General features: G+C 51.1%; 17 protein-coding genes. 15 read left to right on the top strand and 2 right to left on the bottom strand.

The window, feature by feature from the left end:
- The first annotated feature begins 28 nt into the window (after positions 1 to 28).
- From AC0IXI_RS10535 to AC0IXI_RS10465, 15 genes are read left to right on the top strand one after another with little or no spacing between them, the layout of a single operon-like run.
- Positions 29 to 2,479, top strand: a complete 2,451-nt coding sequence (locus AC0IXI_RS10535) for a beta-glucosidase (RefSeq protein WP_424221904.1) — start codon at positions 29 to 31, stop codon at positions 2,477 to 2,479.
- Between the two features lie 53 nt (positions 2,480 to 2,532).
- Entirely contained in the window at positions 2,533 to 3,321 is a 789-nt protein-coding gene (gene gspC, locus AC0IXI_RS10530; RefSeq protein WP_134182198.1) for a type II secretion system protein GspC, read from the top strand.
- An 8-nt stretch (positions 3,322 to 3,329) separates the two neighbouring features.
- Positions 3,330 to 5,291: a type II secretion system secretin GspD gene (gspD, locus tag AC0IXI_RS10525; RefSeq protein ID WP_471682368.1), complete on the top strand. Its 1,962-nt coding sequence runs from the start codon at positions 3,330 to 3,332 to the stop codon at positions 5,289 to 5,291.
- The gene (gene gspE / locus AC0IXI_RS10520) at positions 5,284 to 6,762 is read left to right on the top strand and encodes a type II secretion system ATPase GspE (protein WP_471682367.1); all 1,479 of its coding nucleotides are present in this window, start codon (positions 5,284 to 5,286) and stop codon (positions 6,760 to 6,762) included. The genes gspD and gspE overlap by 8 nt, the downstream gene beginning before the upstream one ends.
- Before the next feature lie 2 nt (positions 6,763 to 6,764).
- Entirely contained in the window at positions 6,765 to 7,985 is a 1,221-nt protein-coding gene (gspF, locus tag AC0IXI_RS10515; protein WP_471682366.1) for a type II secretion system inner membrane protein GspF, read from the top strand.
- A gap of 12 nt (positions 7,986 to 7,997) precedes the next feature.
- On the top strand, positions 7,998 to 8,432 hold the full coding sequence (gene gspG, locus AC0IXI_RS10510) for a type II secretion system major pseudopilin GspG (protein ID WP_134182190.1): 435 nt from the start codon (positions 7,998 to 8,000) through the stop codon (positions 8,430 to 8,432).
- Positions 8,432 to 8,947 carry a type II secretion system minor pseudopilin GspH gene (gene gspH / locus AC0IXI_RS10505; protein WP_471682365.1) on the top strand — a complete coding sequence of 172 codons (516 nt, stop codon included), beginning with the start codon at positions 8,432 to 8,434 and terminating at the stop codon, positions 8,945 to 8,947. Before gspG ends, gspH begins: the two co-directional genes overlap by 1 nt.
- Entirely contained in the window at positions 8,944 to 9,306 is a 363-nt protein-coding gene (gene gspI / locus AC0IXI_RS10500; RefSeq protein WP_422568179.1) for a type II secretion system minor pseudopilin GspI, read from the top strand. Before gspH ends, gspI begins: the two co-directional genes overlap by 4 nt.
- Complete coding sequence (gene gspJ / locus AC0IXI_RS10495) at positions 9,303 to 9,914, top strand: type II secretion system minor pseudopilin GspJ (RefSeq protein ID WP_422568178.1); 612 nt, start codon at positions 9,303 to 9,305, stop codon at positions 9,912 to 9,914. The genes gspI and gspJ overlap by 4 nt, the downstream gene beginning before the upstream one ends.
- Positions 9,911 to 10,888, top strand: a complete 978-nt coding sequence (gene gspK, locus AC0IXI_RS10490; RefSeq protein WP_471682364.1) for a type II secretion system minor pseudopilin GspK — start codon at positions 9,911 to 9,913, stop codon at positions 10,886 to 10,888. Before gspJ ends, gspK begins: the two co-directional genes overlap by 4 nt.
- Positions 10,885 to 12,333, top strand: coding sequence for a type II secretion system protein GspL (gene gspL / locus AC0IXI_RS10485; RefSeq protein WP_471682363.1), 1,449 nt, complete (start codon positions 10,885 to 10,887; stop codon positions 12,331 to 12,333). Before gspK ends, gspL begins: the two co-directional genes overlap by 4 nt.
- Positions 12,330 to 13,070, top strand: a complete 741-nt coding sequence (locus AC0IXI_RS10480) for a type II secretion system protein N (protein WP_134182180.1) — start codon at positions 12,330 to 12,332, stop codon at positions 13,068 to 13,070. Before gspL ends, AC0IXI_RS10480 begins: the two co-directional genes overlap by 4 nt.
- A gap of 24 nt (positions 13,071 to 13,094) precedes the next feature.
- Complete coding sequence (locus tag AC0IXI_RS10475) at positions 13,095 to 14,672, top strand: ExeA family protein (protein ID WP_471682362.1); 1,578 nt, start codon at positions 13,095 to 13,097, stop codon at positions 14,670 to 14,672.
- Complete coding sequence (locus tag AC0IXI_RS10470; protein WP_471682361.1) at positions 14,669 to 15,244, top strand: general secretion pathway protein GspB; 576 nt, start codon at positions 14,669 to 14,671, stop codon at positions 15,242 to 15,244. Before AC0IXI_RS10475 ends, AC0IXI_RS10470 begins: the two co-directional genes overlap by 4 nt.
- A 5-nt stretch (positions 15,245 to 15,249) precedes the next feature.
- Positions 15,250 to 16,080, top strand: a complete 831-nt coding sequence (locus AC0IXI_RS10465; RefSeq protein ID WP_134182174.1) for a prepilin peptidase — start codon at positions 15,250 to 15,252, stop codon at positions 16,078 to 16,080.
- A 24-nt stretch (positions 16,081 to 16,104) separates the two neighbouring features.
- Here AC0IXI_RS10465 and AC0IXI_RS10460 read toward each other — a convergent pair whose 3' ends face one another.
- Positions 16,105 to 17,001 carry a transporter substrate-binding domain-containing protein gene (locus AC0IXI_RS10460; RefSeq protein WP_471682360.1) on the bottom strand — a complete coding sequence of 299 codons (897 nt, stop codon included), beginning with the start codon at positions 16,999 to 17,001 and terminating at the stop codon, positions 16,105 to 16,107.
- 271 nt (positions 17,002 to 17,272) lie between these two features.
- Positions 17,273 to 18,475, bottom strand: coding sequence for a cytochrome c (locus AC0IXI_RS10455; RefSeq protein WP_424221916.1), 1,203 nt, complete (start codon positions 18,473 to 18,475; stop codon positions 17,273 to 17,275).
- Between the last annotated feature and the right edge of the window lie 3 nt (positions 18,476 to 18,478).

The raw sequence follows: 18,478 nt of genomic DNA, 5'->3' as shown, positions 1-18,478 counted from the left end.
ATACCCTACATAAATAAGGCCAATAACAATGGAATCCTTAAGCGTTAAATCAAAATTGAATACCCTGACAATCTGTCTCACCCTGGCATTAGCCGGAATGGTTTCTGGTTGTAATGACGACGATGATGACGACAACCAGGAAGAACCGCCTGTCTCACAAGTCAAAGACGCCGCGTATTACCAAAAAATGGCCAAAGAAGCCGCGGGTAAAATGAGCGTTGAAGAAAAGCTTAATATGGTGGTCGGGCCAGGAATGGATCTTGGTAATGGCGAATATCCGGCAACCAATAATAAAAATGATGTATCCGGTGTTGCCGGTTATATCAATGGCGTAAAAAGCGATAAACTGGATATTCCTGCGGCAAAATTAGCCGATGGTCCCGCTGGATTGCGTATTAATAGTACGCGTAACGGCAGTTCTGAAACTTTCTATGCCACCGCCTGGCCAATTGGTTCTTTACTGGCTTCATCCTGGGACACCAAATTAGTGGCCCAAGTGGGTAAAGCGATGGGCGAAGAAATTAAAGAATATGGCGTCGACTTTATTCTCGCACCGGGTATGAATATTCAACGTAACCCGCTGAATGGGCGTAATTTTGAATATTACTCTGAAGACCCACTGCTGAGCGGGAAAATTGCCGCCGCTATGGTAGATGGTGTGGAGTCAAATGATGTCGGCACCACCATTAAACACTTTGTTGCCAACAACTCAGAAACCAACCGTAACTCCATCGATACCATCGTATCGCCTCGCGCCATGCGTGAGATTTATCTGCGCGGTTTCCAGATAGCTGTAGAAGAAGCGCAGCCGTGGGCGGTGATGTCGTCATATAACAAACTTAACGGCACTTACACCAACGAACGCCGCGACCTGCTAACCGATATTTTGCGTAATGAGTGGGATTTTAAAGGGTTGGTGATGTCCGACTGGCTGGCAGGAACCCCGCAATTAACGGGCTGGAAACAGTTAAAAGCGGGTAATGACCTGATTGAACCAGGTGGATTTACCGACCCGGTAACCGGTGCTTTCAACAATACTGGTGTGTTGGCCGCACTGAAAGACTCTTATAAAAAGGGGGATATCAGCGAAGCAGATGTCACGGTTAACGTGGAACATATTCTCTCGCAAGTCTTCCAGTCCCCTTCTTATAACAACTACGCCGCGTCCAATAAACCTGATCTCGAACAACACCGTGTACTAGCACGCCAGGCTGCGGCAGAAAGCATGGTGTTGCTAAAAAATGACAACCAGGCGCTGCCATTAACGCCGCGTTTGAAGCTCGCAAGTTTTGGGGTTAGCCAGATTGAAACCATCAAAGGTGGCACCGGTAGCGGCCAGGTTAACAATGAAGCGACCATCATGCTGTCCGAGGGCTTGCAACAGCAGTACACCGTTGATGAGTCGCTAACCTCCTTCTACCGCGATTACTACGCGCAAAATAAAGTTGAGCACCCGGGCTTTGTGGCCTCGATCGGCACCTACTTTACCTGTGACGACCCGGCAATTGACCCAGCAGTGGTTGAAAGTGCCGCGCAGAACAATGATGCAGCACTGATCACTATCGGGCGAATCGCGGGTGAAGGTGTGGACCGCACCAATACCCGTGGCGACTACCTGCTGACCGAAAATGAACTCAATTTGATTCAGAATACGTCTGATGCATTCCATGCTGCAGGCAAGAAAGTGGTTGTCGTGCTGGATGTCTCTGCCATCGTCGATACCAGCGAGTGGGCCGATAAAGTCGATGCCATTTTGCTGTCGTATCTGCCAGGCCAGGAAGCAGGCTTTGCCATCACCGACGTTCTCTCAGGCGTTGTCAACCCAGGGGGCAAACTGGCACAAACCATTCCACAGTCTTATGCCGATGTCCCTTCTGCGACCACCTTCCCGGGCAAAGACACCAACGGCGACGGCACACCAGATGAAATCTCTTATAACGATGACATCTACGTCGGCTACCGCTACTACAGCACCTTCAGCAAACCGGTTGCCTGGCCGTTCGGCTACGGCCTTTCCTACACCACCTTTGGTTATGACGGCGCGGCAGTTGAGTCGAACACCCTGGGTAATGGCGCAAAAGGTGGCATCACACTCAGCGTTTCGGTGACCAACACCGGCAACGTTGCCGGTAAAGAAGCAGCCCAAGTCTATATCAACGCACCAGAAGTTAAGCTGAAAAAACCGGCTCTTGAGCTTAAATCCTTCAGCAAAACAGACAGCCTGCAACCAGGTGCAAGCCAGAAGCTGACCTTCACTATCCCTGCCAAAACGCTGGCAAGCTTCGATCCGCAAAAGAACCAGTGGATTGTTGAGCCTGGCACTTACAAGGCCTGGGTTTCTCCTTCTTCCGACGTAACGGGTCGTGAACCTGTGACCTTCAACGTTAGCGAAGAAATTGTGGTCAGCAACACCACTCCGGGTGCGCTTGCACTTCCGGCGGGTGTGAACGCCGCTGATTTTGTCACCGTAAGCCAGTAAGTCAATCCAGGGCGAGTTCGCTCTCGCCCCGGTCAAAAAGGCAATCAGTGTTAATGAGTAAACCGGTGTTCAGGCTGAGTTTTTCTCAGCCATTTTTAGCGCAGATGGCGACAGTGGTATTGCTCTGCGGCCTTGGCTATCAGTTGGCTGTGGCTACATGGTGTATTGGTGAAATGCTTTATCCGCAAGCACCACTCCCGGCTCAGGCACACAACGCTAACCCGCAGGCCACACCTGCTGAAATCAGGTTCAAGACGCTATTCCCTGGCGGGGATAAAGAGATCGCACCAGTGGCAACACTCTCCTCGCTAAAAGTACGACTGACCGGGGTGATAGTCAGTAGCTCACCTGAGAATTCGCTAGTGATAATTGAACAAGGTGGACATCAAAATAGTTACGGTATTCATGATGTTATCGACGGATCACAGGCGAGTGTAGTCGCTATTAAGGATGACCATGTTGAACTTCTTAACGGGGGGCAGCATGAAATCCTACGGTTGTATGACGACGGTGCGACAAGCGCGCCTGACGCACTTGCCACCACCCGGAATCAGTTACTGAAAGAGCCGAAAAAATTGCTGGAGATGGTGGCAATCACACCGGTGAACAAAGACGGCGTGATGAAGGGATATCGCCTCAATCCAGGCAAAGAGGCCACGCTTTTTCAGCAAAGTGGATTACAGCCCAACGATTTAGCAATCGCCATCAATGGCTTTGACCTGCGCGAGCCGCAAGAGGCCGCAAAGTTTATGGGCCAGCTCAGTGAATTGACGCAGCTTGATATCACTATTGTGCGTGATGATGCTGAGAAGAATATTTTTGTAGATTTATCAATAAAGTAAGGTTGGGTATGTCATTACAAATAACAAGAATTGCCCAGAGCCTCACTCTGCTGATTGCTCTCTTGCCTGCTGCCTGGGGAGCCAATTACAGCGCAAGTTTCAAAAGTACCGATATTCAGGAATTTATTAATATCGTCAGTAAAAACCTGCATAAAACCATCATTATCGATCCCGCCGTACGCGGTGTCGTCAACGTTCGTAGCTATGACTCACTCAATGACGAGCAGTACTACCAGTTCTTCCTGAGCGTGCTGGATGTGTACGGTTTCGCCGTGGTGCCAGGAGCCAGTGGCGTGCTGAAGGTGGTGAAAGCCGCCAATGCCAAAACTGCAGCCATCCCACTAGCAGATGATTACCATGCGGGAACCGGAGACGAAGTGGTGACGCGCGTTATTCCGGTGTCAAACGTCGATGTGAAAGAACTCGCCCCACTGTTGCGCCAGCTAAACGATAACGCCGGGGCCGGAAATGTAGTGCATTACGAGTCCGCCAATGTGCTGCTGGTGACCGGACGCGCGGCGGTTGTGAATCGTCTGGCAGAAATTGTGCGCCGCGTAGACTCAGCCGGTAATCAGCAATCGGATATCATTAAATTAAAGTACGCCTCTGCACGTGAGATGGGCTTAATCCTTAATGGTTTAAATAAAAACGACCGTAAAGGCAGTGGTCTGGCACCGAACGTGGTGGCTGATGAACGCACCAACAGCGTGGTGATTTCCGGCAGCGCGCAGGGCCGCCAGCACTTAATCACTATCGCCCGTCAGCTTGACCGTGAAGAACAAAACCAGGGGAACACCCGCGTTTTTTATCTTAAATACGCCCAGGCGAAGAACCTGGTTGCGGTCCTGAGCGGCGCAAACTCATCGCCATCTCAACCAGCCAAAGGTGAAACCACGCCTGCCAGCACGGGTGTCGGTGCCAGCAGCAGTACATTTAATGGCAAAGAGGTCAGCATCGTTGCCGATGAGCAAACCAATTCACTGGTTATTACCACGCAGCCTGATGCCATGCAGGCGCTGGAACAAATCATCAATCGTCTCGATATCCGCCGCGCCCAGGTGTTGATTGAGGCAGTCATTGTAGAAATGCAAGATGGCGACGCGCTCAATTTCGGTGTGCAGTGGTTTAACGAAAATGGCGGCGCAACCCAATTTACCAGCACCGGGCTGCCGATAAGCGCCGTGGTCGCCGCCGAAAACAGGAAAAACGGCTCGTCTGGCAGTGCTGCGTTACTCAGCAGTTTTAACGGTATCGCCGCCGGTTTTTATAACGGTAATTGGGGCGGGCTGGTCACTGCACTTGCCAACAACTCACGCAGCAATATTCTCGCCACCCCGAGCATCGTTACGCTCGATAACAAAGAAGCAGCCATAAACGTTGGCCAGGAAGTCCCGGTCATTACCGGCAGCCAGGCCAGTACAACCGGCAGCGTGTACAACACCGTCGAGCGCAAAACGGTGGGCACTAAGCTCAAGGTAATCCCGCAGATTAATGACGGTGAAAGCGTGCTGCTTAATATTGAGCAGGAGGTTTCAAGCGTGGCCTCTGCCAGTTCCGTTGACTCATCTTCAGCCGGGAGCGATCTGGGTGCCACGTTTAACACCCGCACCATCAATAATGCGGTAATGGTCAGAAGCGGCGAAACCGTGGTGCTCGGCGGCTTGCTGAACAACCAAGCGACGGAGAGCGTCAGCAAAGTGCCGATCCTTGGTGATATTCCGCTGCTCGGTTATCTGTTCCGCTACAACAGCACCAGCACCAGTAAACAAAACCTGATGGTGTTCATTCATCCGGTCATTCTGCGCGATGGCGCCAGTTATAACGGCGTTTCCAATGAAAAATACCGTCAGTTCCGTGACGAACAAAAATCCGATCGTCTCAATCGCGATCCTCTCGCCCTCCCCACCCCTGACCTGACTCTGCCTGCAACTCCGGGTGCCCGGCCGCGTGGAGGCTTCTTCAATGAGTAAGGAGCGAAAATGGGTAAAGCTCCCCTTTAGCTTTGCTCGCGATCACGGCGTGCTGGTGCAGTGGCAAAATGAGACACCAGTGCTGGTGCATCATGGAGAACTCAGGCCACAAATCCTGCTGGAGATACGTCGTGTCATGCGCCAGTCATTTTCCGTCGCTGCCGTCGCCACAGCGCAGTTTGAGCAACTCTTGATCAAAGAGTATCAACGCGATGGCAGCGAAGCGCGCCAGTTAATGGAGGATTTGGGCAATGATGTGAGTTTTAGCGATCTCGCCGGGCAACTGCCTGGTACGCAGGACCTGCTCGATATGGAGGATGACGCGCCGATAATTCGCCTGATTAACGCCATGCTAGGCGAAGCGATAAAACTTGCTGCCTCCGATATTCATATTGAAACCTACGAGTCCCGGCTTGCGATTCGCTTTCGTATTGATGGTGTTTTACGTGAGGTTATCCAGCCACAGCGTCAACTGGCGGCGGTATTTATCTCGCGCATCAAAATCATGGCACGTCTCGATATTGCCGAGAAACGTGTTCCGCAGGATGGTCGTATTAGCCTGCGCATCGGCGGGCGGGCCGTCGATGTCCGTGTCTCAACGCTGCCTTCCAGCCACGGAGAAAGGGTCGTGTTGCGCCTGCTGGATAAAAACACCGTCCATCTGGCGCTTTCTCATTTGGGAATGTCAGCGGGTTTACAGCAGACCATGTCCACACTGGTACGTAAACCGTATGGCATTATTCTGGTCACCGGCCCAACGGGTTCGGGCAAGTCCACCACTCTCTATGCCGCGCTATCTGAAATTAATAACCACGAGCGCAATATTTTGACGGTGGAAGACCCCATCGAATACGACCTCGATGGCATCGGCCAGACGCAGGTCAATAACAAAGTCGATATGACTTTTGCCAGAGGGCTGCGCGCGATCCTACGCCAGGACCCGGATGTGGTGATGATCGGCGAAATCCGCGATACCGAAACCGCGAAGATTGCAGTTCAGGCCTCATTGACCGGGCATTTAGTCTTCTCGACGCTGCATACCAACAGTGCCATTGGCGCCATTGCCCGCTTGCGAGATATGGGCGTGGAGCCTTTTTTGCTCGCATCTTCACTTACGGCGGTGCTTGCCCAACGCCTGGTGCGCACACTATGCCTGCACTGCAAAACCCCTCAATTGTTGGATGAACAACAACGCCTGCGTTACGGCTTTGGTAGCGATGTTACCCATCTATGGCAACCGGTCGGCGGTGAGTGCTGCAACCATACAGGCTATCGCGGGCGCACCGCGCTGCACGAATTGGTTGTTATCGATGAATCCGTTCGCAAAGCGCTTAACCACGATGCTACGGAAGATGAGCTGGAAGCGCTTATTCGCACCACTACACCGGCCTTGCGCGATGACGGTCTGGAAAAGGTGCGGCAAGGCGTGACGTCACTCGAAGAAGTGCTCCGCGTGAGCCGGGAAGAATAATCATGGCTGATTTCCGCTGGCAGGCGCTGGACAGTAAAGGCAAGTCAAAACAAGGTTCGCTCGAGGCAGACTCCGTCCGTCACGCTCGTCAACAACTGCGCGAAAGGCAATTACTGCCTGTCTCAATTAGCGAAGTGGGCGTATCAACAAGCGCCTCCCGTCATTTTTCTTTCCGCCGCGCGCCGGGAATGCGCAAAAGTGAATTAACCCTGTTTACCCGCCAGCTTGCCACGCTTCTGGGATCGGCAATTCCGCTTGAGGAAGCCCTGAATGTGGTCTCGCACCAGACGGAAAAAGCCCGAATTCAGAGTGTAATTAACGGCGTGCGTAGTCGCGTCCTTGAAGGGCAAACGCTGGCGAAAAGCATGGCTGCAAGCCCTGCCGCCTTTGATGACCTTTACTGTGCCATGGTGGCGGCCGGTGAAAAGTCGTCCCATCTCGATGATGTATTAATGCGGCTGGCAAATTACACCGAGCAGCGCCAGCAGATGCAAAACAAACTGCGCCAGGCGATGGTTTACCCCTGTGTTCTTACCGTGGTGGCTGTAGGTGTCATCGCCATCTTACTGGTGACGGTCGTCCCTAATGTGGTGGAGCAGTTTGTCCACATGAAACAGGAACTGCCGCTAAGCACCCGACTGCTGATGGGATGCAGCGAAATGCTGCAACGTTTTGGTGTGCTTTTCCTGGTCGCCATAACCTGTGTGGCACTTTACTGGCGTCGCTGGTTAAAAACCCCGACCAACCGCCTGCGTTATCACAATTTAGTGCTGCGTTTACCGATAGCCGGGAGACTCAGCAGGGCCACCAATACCGCCCGTTTTGCCAGCACACTCAGCATACTCAATGCCAGCACCGTGCCGCTACTGGATGCCATGCAGATCAGTGGTGAAGTGCTACAAAACGCTGAAGCGCGTCTACGCATCAATCTTGCCCAACAACGAGTACGCGAAGGCAGCACCTTGCGCGGAGCCTTAGAACAGACACGCCTGTTCCCACCGATGATGCTGCATATGATTGCCTCCGGCGAACGAAGCGGCACCCTGGATAGCATGTTGTCTCGTGCAGCTGACAACCAGGATAACGCGTTGCAGCAAGAGATGACCCTCGCACTGAGCCTGTTCGAGCCACTTCTGGTGGTCAGCATGGCAAGCGTGGTGCTGTTTATCGTACTGGCAATTCTCGAACCCATTTTGCAACTAAATAACATGATCAGTCATTGAAAAGGAGTCGTTATGCATAAGCCTCAGCAGCAAGGTTTTACCTTGTTGGAAATTATGGTGGTGATCGTCATCCTCGGCATTCTTGCCAGTATTGTGGTGCCGAATCTGATGGGTAATAAAAATCAGGCCGACCGACAAAAAGCGGTCACCGATATTGTGGCACTCGAAAACGCGCTGGATATGTACACCCTCGACAATGGGCGCTACCCCACCACCGAACAAGGTTTAGATGCGCTACTCAACAAACCCGAAGCCGCACCCGTGCCGAAAAACTACAAACTGAACGGCTATATAAAACGCCTTCCGGAAGATCCATGGCAAAACGCTTATCAGCTGGTCAGCCCCGGCGAGCATGGCTCGGTTGATATCTTTTCCGCAGGCCCTGACGGGCAAGCGGGTAATGATGACGATATTGGCAACTGGGATATGAGCGGAGCCAAAAGCTAATGACCAGGGCTACGAGCAACCGGGGATTTACGCTCATCGAAATGATGCTGGTAGTGGCAATCATCGCTACGGCATCAAGTCTGGTTGTGATGGCGTTACCAGCAAACTCCCCCCAAAAACAGGGGCGCGAAATGCTGGCCCGGCTTGCCGATGCCATTCCAGTGCAACGCATGGAAGCGATGGCACAGGGTTCACTATTTGGCCTGAGCATCAAGGCTCACGGCTATCAATTTATGGTGCAGGATCCCAGCAGTTCTCACGGCTGGCGGGTGATATCAGCCCTAGAGCAACCTGATGGCGAAACCATCACATTACAGCTTTCGCAACAGGATCTGCTGCTTGACGAATCTCCAGCAGATGAACGGGACAATAAGCCGCAGCTGCTGCTATTTCCCGGTGGTGAAGTCACTGCATTTGAGCTGCGCGCCTTCGCGCAAAAACAGGCCATTGCGACATTAATCGTCAGCGAATCAGGTGAAATGCAATTGGTTGATGCGATGGACACCACACCATGAAGCAACGCGGAATGACATTACTCGAAGTGATGGTGGCTATGGTCATTTTTGCCGGTGCCAGCCTTGCATTAATGAACAGCCTCAGTAGCCAAATGATGGCGCTGCAATCGATGGAAGAAAGTTTGTTTAGCAGTTGGGTAGCGGAAAATCAGATGGTCGACGTGCGCCTCGCTGGAGGTTGGCCAGCACTGGAAAAGGTTTCCGGAAAAGAGCCGCTCGCAGGGCGCAACTGGTACTGGCAACGCATGGGAGAGACAACAAGAGATCCATTGTTACGCGCCGTTGAAATCCAGGTGCGAAGCACGCCGGACGACGATCCGCGCATTCAACTGCGCAGCTATTTTTTCCGTCAGCCATGAGCGGTAATCAGCGTGGTTTTACGCTACTGGAAGTGCTGGTCGCATTGGTGATTTTCGCCCTGCTAAGCCTCACGGCTCAAGCGGTATTCCAGGGTGTATTACGAAACAACGCCGTGACCAAGGCGAAAATATCACGCCTGACTGAACTCAGTTTTGCCATGCAGCAACTGGAAAATGACTTTATCCAGAGCTTCCCACGCACCGTACGTGAAGCAGGAGCGCCGGGGAACACGGTGTTTAGCGCAGCCGATGGCCTACTGCAAAGCAAAGGCGATGGTGTGATGTTTACCCGCAGCGGTTGGTTTAATCCCGATGCCCGCCTGCGCCGCAGCGAGCTGCAAAAACTAGGCTGGCGTTTACAGGATTCCCAGCTTGAACGAGTGACATGGCGTTACCCGGATAACCTCCCGGGTACCGAGCCTAACCAAACTGTGGTGCTGAAGTCGGTGCGGCAATTCCGCCTGCGTTATTACCGCGACGGCCGCTGGTTAACACAATGGACCGCGGTGCGAGAACTGCCACAAGCGGTAGAGGTCACGCTGGACTTACCCGATTACGGTCTCATTACGCGGCGCTTTTTGCTGGCAGCAAGTGAGAATGCCCAATGAAATATCAAAGAGGTATGGCTTTGCTTGTCGTCTTACTTTTGCTTTCTGTTATGGCGCTTCTGGCTTCGCAAATGACGGTCCGTTACCGGCAGATGTGGCAGCGTAGCCATACGCTACTGAGCCAATTACAGATGCGTGAGTATCTTCTTGGAGGCGAAGCATTCGTCGCCCGAGTGCTGTATCAGGACATGATGGATAACCCACAAAAAACCTCCCGCGCTCAGTATTGGGCGACGCAGCAAGAGGTCTGGCCGATTAACGAGGTTACGCTGCGTGCTGAGATCCGTGATGAGCAAGCCTGCTTTAATCTCAACAGCCTACAAAACCATGACGAGAATAACCCGGACAATCTGGCTCAGTATCGCGAACACGTATTTGTCTCGCTTTTACAGGGGCTTGAGGTAGACAACCTGCGCGCCCGGACGCTCGCGGCGACCATCGAAGATTGGTTGGATGCTAACAGTGACCCACAGTTATTAGGGGCAGAAGATCATGATTATATGGCCCTTAATCCGCCCTATTTACCCGCTAACCAACCGATGAGACACCTGAGCGAATTACGTGCTGTCAAAGGTATAAGTGGAGAGTTATATCAAGCACTCATACCACTAGTTTGTGCTCTGCCCGAGCGCTCTCTTGCGGTGAATATCAACACACTTGAGGAGCCACAGGCCCCGCTGTTGTCAGCACTGTTTCTGAATATCCTGTCCGTTCAGTCAGCCCGTGAGCTGATTAAACACCGCCCAACGGAAGGCTGGAAAAGTGTCGATGAGTTTTTAGCCCTTATTCCTGGCGGTGATGAGCGGATTGCCGGGCCAGAAATCACTCACTCACTCACGGTGAACAGTGACTATTTTGTCTCGTCACTCACCATCGAGAACCAACAACAACACAGCCGAATGATCAGCCATTTTTATCGCGCCAGCGACCGCAAGGTTATCGTTCGCAGCCGTGAAACGGGAGTGTGGCCATGAGTGAAACTTTATTAATCCGTCTCGCAAGCCATGCACATCAACCTATGTTCTGGTGGCTATTCTCCGCAGACGATCGGCTGTTGTTTTCCGGCGAACTGCCCGATGCAGCAACGCTCGCAAGCTTGCAGGAATACGCTATTTGCAATCAGGTAATTGCGCTGGTGCCAGCCTGTGATTTGGTGCTGCGCTCCGTTAATTTGCCAGGAAGATTGACGCATAAAACCCGCAACGCGCTGCCTTTTCTACTCGAAGATGAAGTGGTTGAAGACCCGGCCCGATTGCATATGGCGGTGCTTGCCCACGAATCACCATTAGTTCATCTGGCCGCGGTAGAACACACCTTAATGCAGGAGTGGTTGCGTTGGCTGGATGAGGCAGGTTTGCAAGCCAGCCGGATGCTGCCTGATGTTTTAGCGCTGCCGCAAACTGTAGGTGGATATCGCTGGTCACTTGATGAACAGCATCTGATTCGTGAATCGCGCTGGCAAGGCATGGTGCTTGAAGATGAATTGATAGCCTGTTTACCCGCAACGCAAGTCTCGGGGTGGCAAACCACAACACAAACCTTGCCGCTGCGTGCGGTCCATCTTCCGCCCGTCACCTTGCTGCAAGGCACATATCGCCCACAGAGGAATAAATCCGGTAGCTTCGGCATGTGGCGAACGCCAGTGTATTTGCTGGCCGCAAGCCTGGTAATGGTACTTGCTGCCCGCGGGTTGGAGAGTCTCAACTTGAGCCACCAGCAATCTGCGCTTCAGGAGCAGATGACATCTGTCTACCGCCAGGCCTTCCCGGGTAGCAAACCGATGAGTGACCCGTGGTTTGCATTTAAAAAGAAGATGGAGGGACGAAACAGCCAATTCCTGCCTTTAGCCCGAACACTTGATAGCGTGCTTCCCGCTACTGTTCGCGTGCAAACATTGCAATTTGATGCTGCGCAAAAGGAGTTGGAGGTGCAAATTTCAGGCACATCAGCTATCGCGTTACAGGCTATAGAACAGCGAATTCCAACTGGTTTCTCAATGCGTATTGGTGAAGAAAACACCAAATCGGGCACGATTACGGTTTACCTCAGCCGGAAACCAAAACGCCAAAAAGAGAATCTCCCGGCAATGTCGCACCTTGAGCAAATGAAGGCTCAACTGGCCCAGATGCAAAGTGAGATCGGGCAAAAACCGACGATTTCGCAGCCAGTCACCAATATGGCCGATGTAATGATCCGCACCAGTACCCTTGCTCATTTGCCTGCCCCACCGGTGACGCGCAACGACAACGAACTAGAGATCAAATACGCCACGCCAGTGCCTTTTACCTCGTTGGCAAACTGGCTACAAACCCTCGAAGTTCAATATGGCATCGTCCCACAGCAGGTTGAGCTGACCGATAAAGGCCAGGGAAACGTGCAAGTGGAGCGTTTAGTGCTATCCGGGCGTAGCCGCTCATGAAAAAACGATATCTGCTACTGCCCGTGGTGCTGGGTTATCTGCTGGGGCTGATATTGATGATACCCGCCCGCTTTGTCATCGAGTGGCTGCCTTTGTCCTCGGGAGTCTCATTACAGGGTGCCAGCGGCACGCTCTGGCAAGGTCAGGTGCAGTCCTTAGTGCTAGGCAAGCAACAAGTTGGCCCACTTAGCTGGAACTGGCGTAGCGCGGCATTGCTCAAGGGAAAAATCGCGGCAGATATTGAACTGGCGGATCCTCGCATGATCAACGGGCGCGGGATTGTTGGCTGGAACGGCGAATGGAGCATTCAGGAGGCTACGCTGCATTTCCCGGCGGCGGTTTTGGGCAATGCCATGAGACTTTCAGCCGAACTCAGTGGCGACATAAACGCTCATCTGACACAGCTTCGTTTTACTCCTCGCAACTGTATTGAGGCGGTGGCCGATGTGCGCTGGAGTAATGGGAACCTGGTGGATATTGCCGCGACTGTGAATACCGGCAATACCCGCCTGCGCATCAAGTGCGTGAACCAGCAATGGCTTGCTGACATCACGCAAACATCCGAACAACTTCACAGCAAAGGGCAGCTCTTGTTACAGGGAGCACAACAGTATCGTTTGCAAGGTGAGGTCACGCCCGGCCCTGCTTTCCCTCCTGCGTTATTGATGCTACTGGCGCAAAGTGCCGGTCATGAATCACAAGGCCGTTATACATTCGAAACATCAGGGCGTTGGTAAGCGCCTGTAAGAGGAACATGAACCATGTACCAGGATTTTTTCGCGCTGAATGCGGCACCCTTTACGCTCTCACCCGACCCTGATTATCTCTACCTTAGCCCAGCGCATCGAGAAGCCCTGAACCTGCTGCATCGCACCATTTCCTCAGGCGGTTTTATGACCCTGGTAGGTTCACCCGGCACCGGTAAAACCACCCTGACTCGCCATATTTGCCTGCATGCTGGAGTCGAAACCGAAACGGCATATTTGATTGCCCCGTTAAATTCCCCCACAGCCCTAATGACGCAAATTTGCCGCGCGTTTCATTTGCCCGATGAAACCGATCTGGAGACCTTTTTACGTCATAACCACAGGGGGCGAAAACAGGCGGTATTACTGATTGATGAAGCGCAGCATCTCACCGAGGCCCAGCTTGAAACACTGTGCGCCCTGACCAATATTGAAACTGACGACAGAAAATTGCTGTCGATTGTGCTTATCGGCCAACCAGAACTCGAAGATAAACTTAATGGCCCTCGGCTGGTTCAGGTAAAGCAACGGGTAACAACACGCTATTTCCTCACACCGCTGTCGGCAGAAGATGTGGACGCGGCAGTGCGGTTTCGCCTGCAAAAAGCGGGCTGCTTACACCCTATCTTTTCGCGTGGTGCGATCAGTGTCATTACGCGCATCAGTAAAGGTATTCCACGCATTATCAATCGGCTTTGCGAGCAAATGTTAGTGGATGCAGCTCTGGAAAGGCGCTGGCGCATAACCTCATCGCATGCCGCGCAGGCTGCTCATAAGGTCACGGGGCGGGTAGATATTGGAGGAATTCCCGGAGCCATGACCCTCATTGTGGCCTGCATGCTTGTGTTTGTTGTCGGTGGGTTTAGCTGGAAACAGTGGGGATGGCTGCCACAACCGGAAGTACGCACAGTCAAAGTTCCGGTGAGTATTGCTCCCGACCCTAAAACTCAGGCGTCGTTTGCGGCGGCTGTAAATAAGGCCCGCAATCAGAGTGATGCCTTTTCGTTACTGAACGCAACATGGGGTTATGAGAGTGCGGATGACATATCGCCATGCGAGACAATATCCCCCGCTGGGCTACGCTGCTTTCGCACTTTTGGCGATTTAAGTGAGTTAGTCTCCCTGAATTATCCAGCTGTCGTGCATCTCAAAGATAAGACTTTTGGCCACTGGTTTGCGGTACTCAGCCACGTCAACGATGGCAAGGCATCGCTTCTTTTCGCCAACCAGGAATGGGAGGTTTCCCTCGACTGGCTTAATCAGCGCTTTCAAAAAGATGCCACGTTAATCTGGCAAATGCCCGCCAGCGGCGCGACTTATGTGACCAATCATAGCCCGACAGAAGATATTCAATGGGTGGCTCAAAGACTCACGACAGCATTGAAAACGCCGGTGAGTGAAAAGAGTGCAAAAATTCAGGCGGGAATCCTCGCATATCAAAAACTGCAGCACCTGCCTGCTGATGGGATTGCAGGAGAGCAAACATTACTGCGTTTGAGCAACCAGCCCGGACTGGAAATTCCCACTCTTGATGGCACGATTCCTGCCCGCGACCAGGCAGTCAACGATACGACAGAGCAGGAGAAACCATGAACCTGTCACTTACCCTCAAACCACACTCGAGATTGTCAGCTAAAGGGTTTCTGATTTTAACCTGGTGTTCAGGCTTAACCTTTGCGGCACTCTCCGGTGCTGCTGCCTGCTACGGTTGGCACAGCCTGCATAATCCGCCGACTGTCAAAAGAGTTGAAGTACCTCACCAGGCAACTCAACCCTGGCGCATTATCAGCAACACGCTGGCGTTTAACACACAGCCTTTGCCTGCCGAACCAGAACCAGAATCGGAAGCCGTTCCAGAGGAGGAGTCACCAGAGGTCAAAGAACCAAGTAATGTCGTGTCGGATGAAAAAATGGCGAATGAAGATACCTATCCAGGCCTTGAGCAGTTATCAGAAGACGCGCGGCGGCGAATGCCTTCCATCAAATACAACGCCCACGTGTACTCCAGTGAAACGGGCAAAAGCGTCATCAATCTTAACGGTAATGATTACCACGAGGGAGCCGCTGTCGGTGCGGGAGTAAAGCTTATGAAAATTGAACCTGATGACAGTATTTTCTCGTTTGAAGGGCAAACGTTCCGCGTAACGGCACTGTCGGACTGGTGATTGTGATGATGTTACTTGAGTTGGCCTCTTTCTACCCTATAACCTGGGGCGCAATGCTGGGTGTTCTGGGGTTACTGATCGGTAGTTTTTTAAATGTTGTCGCCTGGCGTTTACCCAAAATGCTCGCCGACCAATGGCAGGATGAGGCCTTGCTTGCTCTGAATATCCCAGCTCCTTCCCGGCCGAACTATAATTTGTGCTGGCCACTTTCAGCCTGCTGTTCTTGTCAGCATCCGATATTACGCCGTGATTTGCTGCCGGTCGTGAGTTGGTGCCTGTTACGTGGGAAAAGCCGCTGCTGCCAGCAGCGTATTTCCGTGCGCTACCCGCTGGTCGAATTAACCTGCGCTGCCTTATTTATCTTTGCAGGAGTGTTATGGCCGCCTGGAATACAGCTCGCGGCGAGTTTGTTGTTTATATCCGTGTTGTTAACGCTTGCTGTTATTGACGCGCGGACGATGTTATTACCCGACGTCCTGACCCTACCCTTAACCTGGTGCGGTTTGCTGGTGAACTTTAACGGTTGTTTCGTCACGCTACAGGATGCAGTAGCCGGCGCCATCTGCGGTTATCTGGCGTTTGCCTTGCTGTCAGTCACTTTCACAAAATTGACCGGAAGAGCCGCACTTGGCGGTGGCGATGCTAAATTATTGGCGGCTATTGGTGCGTGGTTAGGCTGGGAAGTTTTGCCACAATTAGTCATGATTGCGGCCATCACTGGCTTATTGGCGGCGGTTATGATGCATTTATTAAAACGCCAAAAGTTAAACCAGCCAGTAGCCTTTGGCCCCTGGCTTATTCTTTCTGCTGGTTATTTTTTGTACCTTACAGCTTAAGATTTTGGGCAGGGAATCTTACTGCTACTCAGGTGACAACGTACGGTATGCCGCGCCTGGCGCGCTTGCTTTCACATAGTGCTGTAATACTTTACTCATTGGCATATGCAAATTTTGCTGCAATGGCGGGACGGGCGACATAAACCATTTGTTATATAGTTCGACGTACCTTCCGCTGTTGATTATTTCGCCTAATGACTTATTAGCCAGATCGGTTAATTCAACGGAATCTTTTGCCATCATTAATCCATAAGCATCCGTAGCGCCGAAATCGACATAACTGATGGCATAATTTTCGGGGTCCCCGGCTTTAAATGCAGCGAGTAAAACCTCGTCGTTAGCTAACATTTTGACGGTTTCAGACTTAAGGAGTTCTAAAGCCGATGCAGAATCTGGCGTCGTTACCATCAGAAGCGAATAATCCAGTTTATGGTTCAGGTTGTTAATACGCTCAATGGCGGAACCACCAGATACAGCCGCTATTGTTTTGCCGCGTAGCTGACTTGCTTGCTGTACAGATTCACTTTTCTTAGAAAGTAATGCAGTAGTAGTAATAAAATAGGGGTTAGAGAAATTATAAGTTTTAAGCCGAGCATCTGTACGGGTAATTGCCGAACATGTCATATCAACAGTATGCCCCTTTACTTTTTGTAAAGTTACGTTCTGTTTTTCCCCGACCCAATTAATCTCAATGTGAGGGATATTTAACTCTTTTTCTAACTGACCAACAACATCACGACATATATCAATTGCCATGCCAACTGGCTTGGTATTATCAATATATGAGAAGGGAAAATCATTATACGAATAGCTTAATGTTATTTTGTGATTTTTCTTTATATTCACAAGGCTATCATTAGCATGAGTATAAAATGCTGGAAATGCGCACATAATAAAGAACAGAGGTAAATATTTTTTCATATGAAATGCCAATATAGAACCTATATACCCAATACCTTGAACTTTGCCATCATTGATGATGAGCCACACAACCTTATGCGCGCTGAAGATGACACACAAGCCAGCAAGATTAAAGAATTATCCATAAATAAAACTTTGGCTGATGTAGATGTCAATATCTTCCCTGCCATTAGTTAAGGTGAGGAAGGTTATTCGTTAACAGTTGGTTGCTATGGTGATCTGTTTGCCAGAGTGGATAAGCAATTACACCACCCACTCTAGCAATAAATAATTATTTCTGTGCTTCTTTAACTTTCACAACATCATCCTTACTGATAGGCGCTGTACCACTTCCCCAACTCCCTCTTACATAATTAACCACATTAGCCATTTCATCAGCTGACATTGAATCTTTATATGCTGGCATTCTAAAGGAAATATTACCCTTGGTTTGCGGTGTTTGCGCACCTTGATAAATAACCGAGATCAATGACGCTGGATCTTTCGCCGTGACTATTGAGTTATTCACTAAAGAAGGTACGGTAAAATCTTTACCTTTACCGTCATCACCATGGCAGGTCGAACAATACATTGAATAGAGTGTTTTCCCATCCGTCGGTGAATAATTTATTGAACCATCTTTTGCAACAGGCGTTGAATTTTTATGGTTGAAATTCAGCAAATAAAAGGAAATAGCATCTAAATCACCATCGGTAAGATATTGCGTACTTTGCGTAACGACTTCACTCATTGGCCCCGAAATTGCTCCATGCTGGCTTCTTCCCACCCGCAGAAGATCTTTTAATTCCTCCGATGGCATCGAGATATTTCGTAGTGATGGCGCATACCAGCCATCAATCGTTGCACCACTAAGATAAATATCGCTGGCCCCATTATAGGCTTTTTCCTGCATTGAGACGCCTCTTGGGGTATGACAGGCACCGCAATGGCCTGGACCTTCAACCAAATATGCACCTCGGGCCAGTAATTCTTTATCCTGCTCCGTAGTTTTTGGCGCTGTATTATCAGGATGAGCATCCTCAACATATAACCAATTCCAGATATGCAGTGGCCACCTGGCGGAGAGCAGCCATGGAATATCATTCTCTTTATTTTTCACGTCAGCGGCGGGAACCTCTTTCATGAAATAGTCATAGAGATCGTGGATGTCTTTATCGGACATTCTGGCATACGACGGATAAGGCATTGCGGGATAGAGTGGATGACCATCTTTCGCAATCCCCTGCCTTACTGCCTTCTCAAAATCTTCATACGAATACTGACCAATGCCGGTGGTTTTATCTGGCGTAATGTTAGTAGCGTAAATATTCCCAAGCGGCGTGGAAAATTGTTTCCCTCCCGCCATCGGTTGGCCACCTTCGGCGGTATGGCAAGCCACACAGTCCGAGACCTTTGCCATGTATTCACCCGCTGAGATAGCCGCTGCATGGCCGGTATATAAAATGCATCCGATAGCTAATAAAGTCTGTTTCATGTC

Source organism: Buttiauxella sp. AC038, assembly GCF_979253565.1.
Note: the sequence above shows the minus strand (reverse complement) of the source record. Positions and strands in the feature narration are given on the sequence as shown.

Excerpts from the sequence above, each read along its gene's own strand:
- gspE (WP_471682367.1), top strand. The coding sequence starts at position 5,284 with ATGAGTAAGGAGCGAAAATGGGTAAAGCTCCCCTTTAGCTTTGCTCGC.
- gspL (WP_471682363.1), top strand. The coding sequence starts at position 10,885 with ATGAGTGAAACTTTATTAATCCGTCTCGCAAGCCATGCACATCAACCT.
- gspD (WP_471682368.1), top strand. The coding sequence starts at position 3,330 with ATGTCATTACAAATAACAAGAATTGCCCAGAGCCTCACTCTGCTGATT.
- gspC (WP_134182198.1), top strand. The coding sequence starts at position 2,533 with ATGAGTAAACCGGTGTTCAGGCTGAGTTTTTCTCAGCCATTTTTAGCG.
- gspJ (WP_422568178.1), top strand. The coding sequence starts at position 9,303 with ATGAGCGGTAATCAGCGTGGTTTTACGCTACTGGAAGTGCTGGTCGCA.
- AC0IXI_RS10475 (WP_471682362.1), top strand. The coding sequence starts at position 13,095 with ATGTACCAGGATTTTTTCGCGCTGAATGCGGCACCCTTTACGCTCTCA.
- AC0IXI_RS10455 (WP_424221916.1), bottom strand. The coding sequence starts at position 18,475 with ATGAAACAGACTTTATTAGCTATCGGATGCATTTTATATACCGGCCAT.
- AC0IXI_RS10460 (WP_471682360.1), bottom strand. The coding sequence starts at position 17,001 with ATGAAAAAATATTTACCTCTGTTCTTTATTATGTGCGCATTTCCAGCA.
- gspK (WP_471682364.1), top strand. The coding sequence starts at position 9,911 with ATGAAATATCAAAGAGGTATGGCTTTGCTTGTCGTCTTACTTTTGCTT.
- gspF (WP_471682366.1), top strand. The coding sequence starts at position 6,765 with ATGGCTGATTTCCGCTGGCAGGCGCTGGACAGTAAAGGCAAGTCAAAA.
- AC0IXI_RS10465 (WP_134182174.1), top strand. The coding sequence starts at position 15,250 with ATGATGTTACTTGAGTTGGCCTCTTTCTACCCTATAACCTGGGGCGCA.
- gspI (WP_422568179.1), top strand. The coding sequence starts at position 8,944 with ATGAAGCAACGCGGAATGACATTACTCGAAGTGATGGTGGCTATGGTC.
- AC0IXI_RS10480 (WP_134182180.1), top strand. The coding sequence starts at position 12,330 with ATGAAAAAACGATATCTGCTACTGCCCGTGGTGCTGGGTTATCTGCTG.
- gspG (WP_134182190.1), top strand. The coding sequence starts at position 7,998 with ATGCATAAGCCTCAGCAGCAAGGTTTTACCTTGTTGGAAATTATGGTG.
- AC0IXI_RS10535 (WP_424221904.1), top strand. The coding sequence starts at position 29 with ATGGAATCCTTAAGCGTTAAATCAAAATTGAATACCCTGACAATCTGT.
- AC0IXI_RS10470 (WP_471682361.1), top strand. The coding sequence starts at position 14,669 with ATGAACCTGTCACTTACCCTCAAACCACACTCGAGATTGTCAGCTAAA.
- gspH (WP_471682365.1), top strand. The coding sequence starts at position 8,432 with ATGACCAGGGCTACGAGCAACCGGGGATTTACGCTCATCGAAATGATG.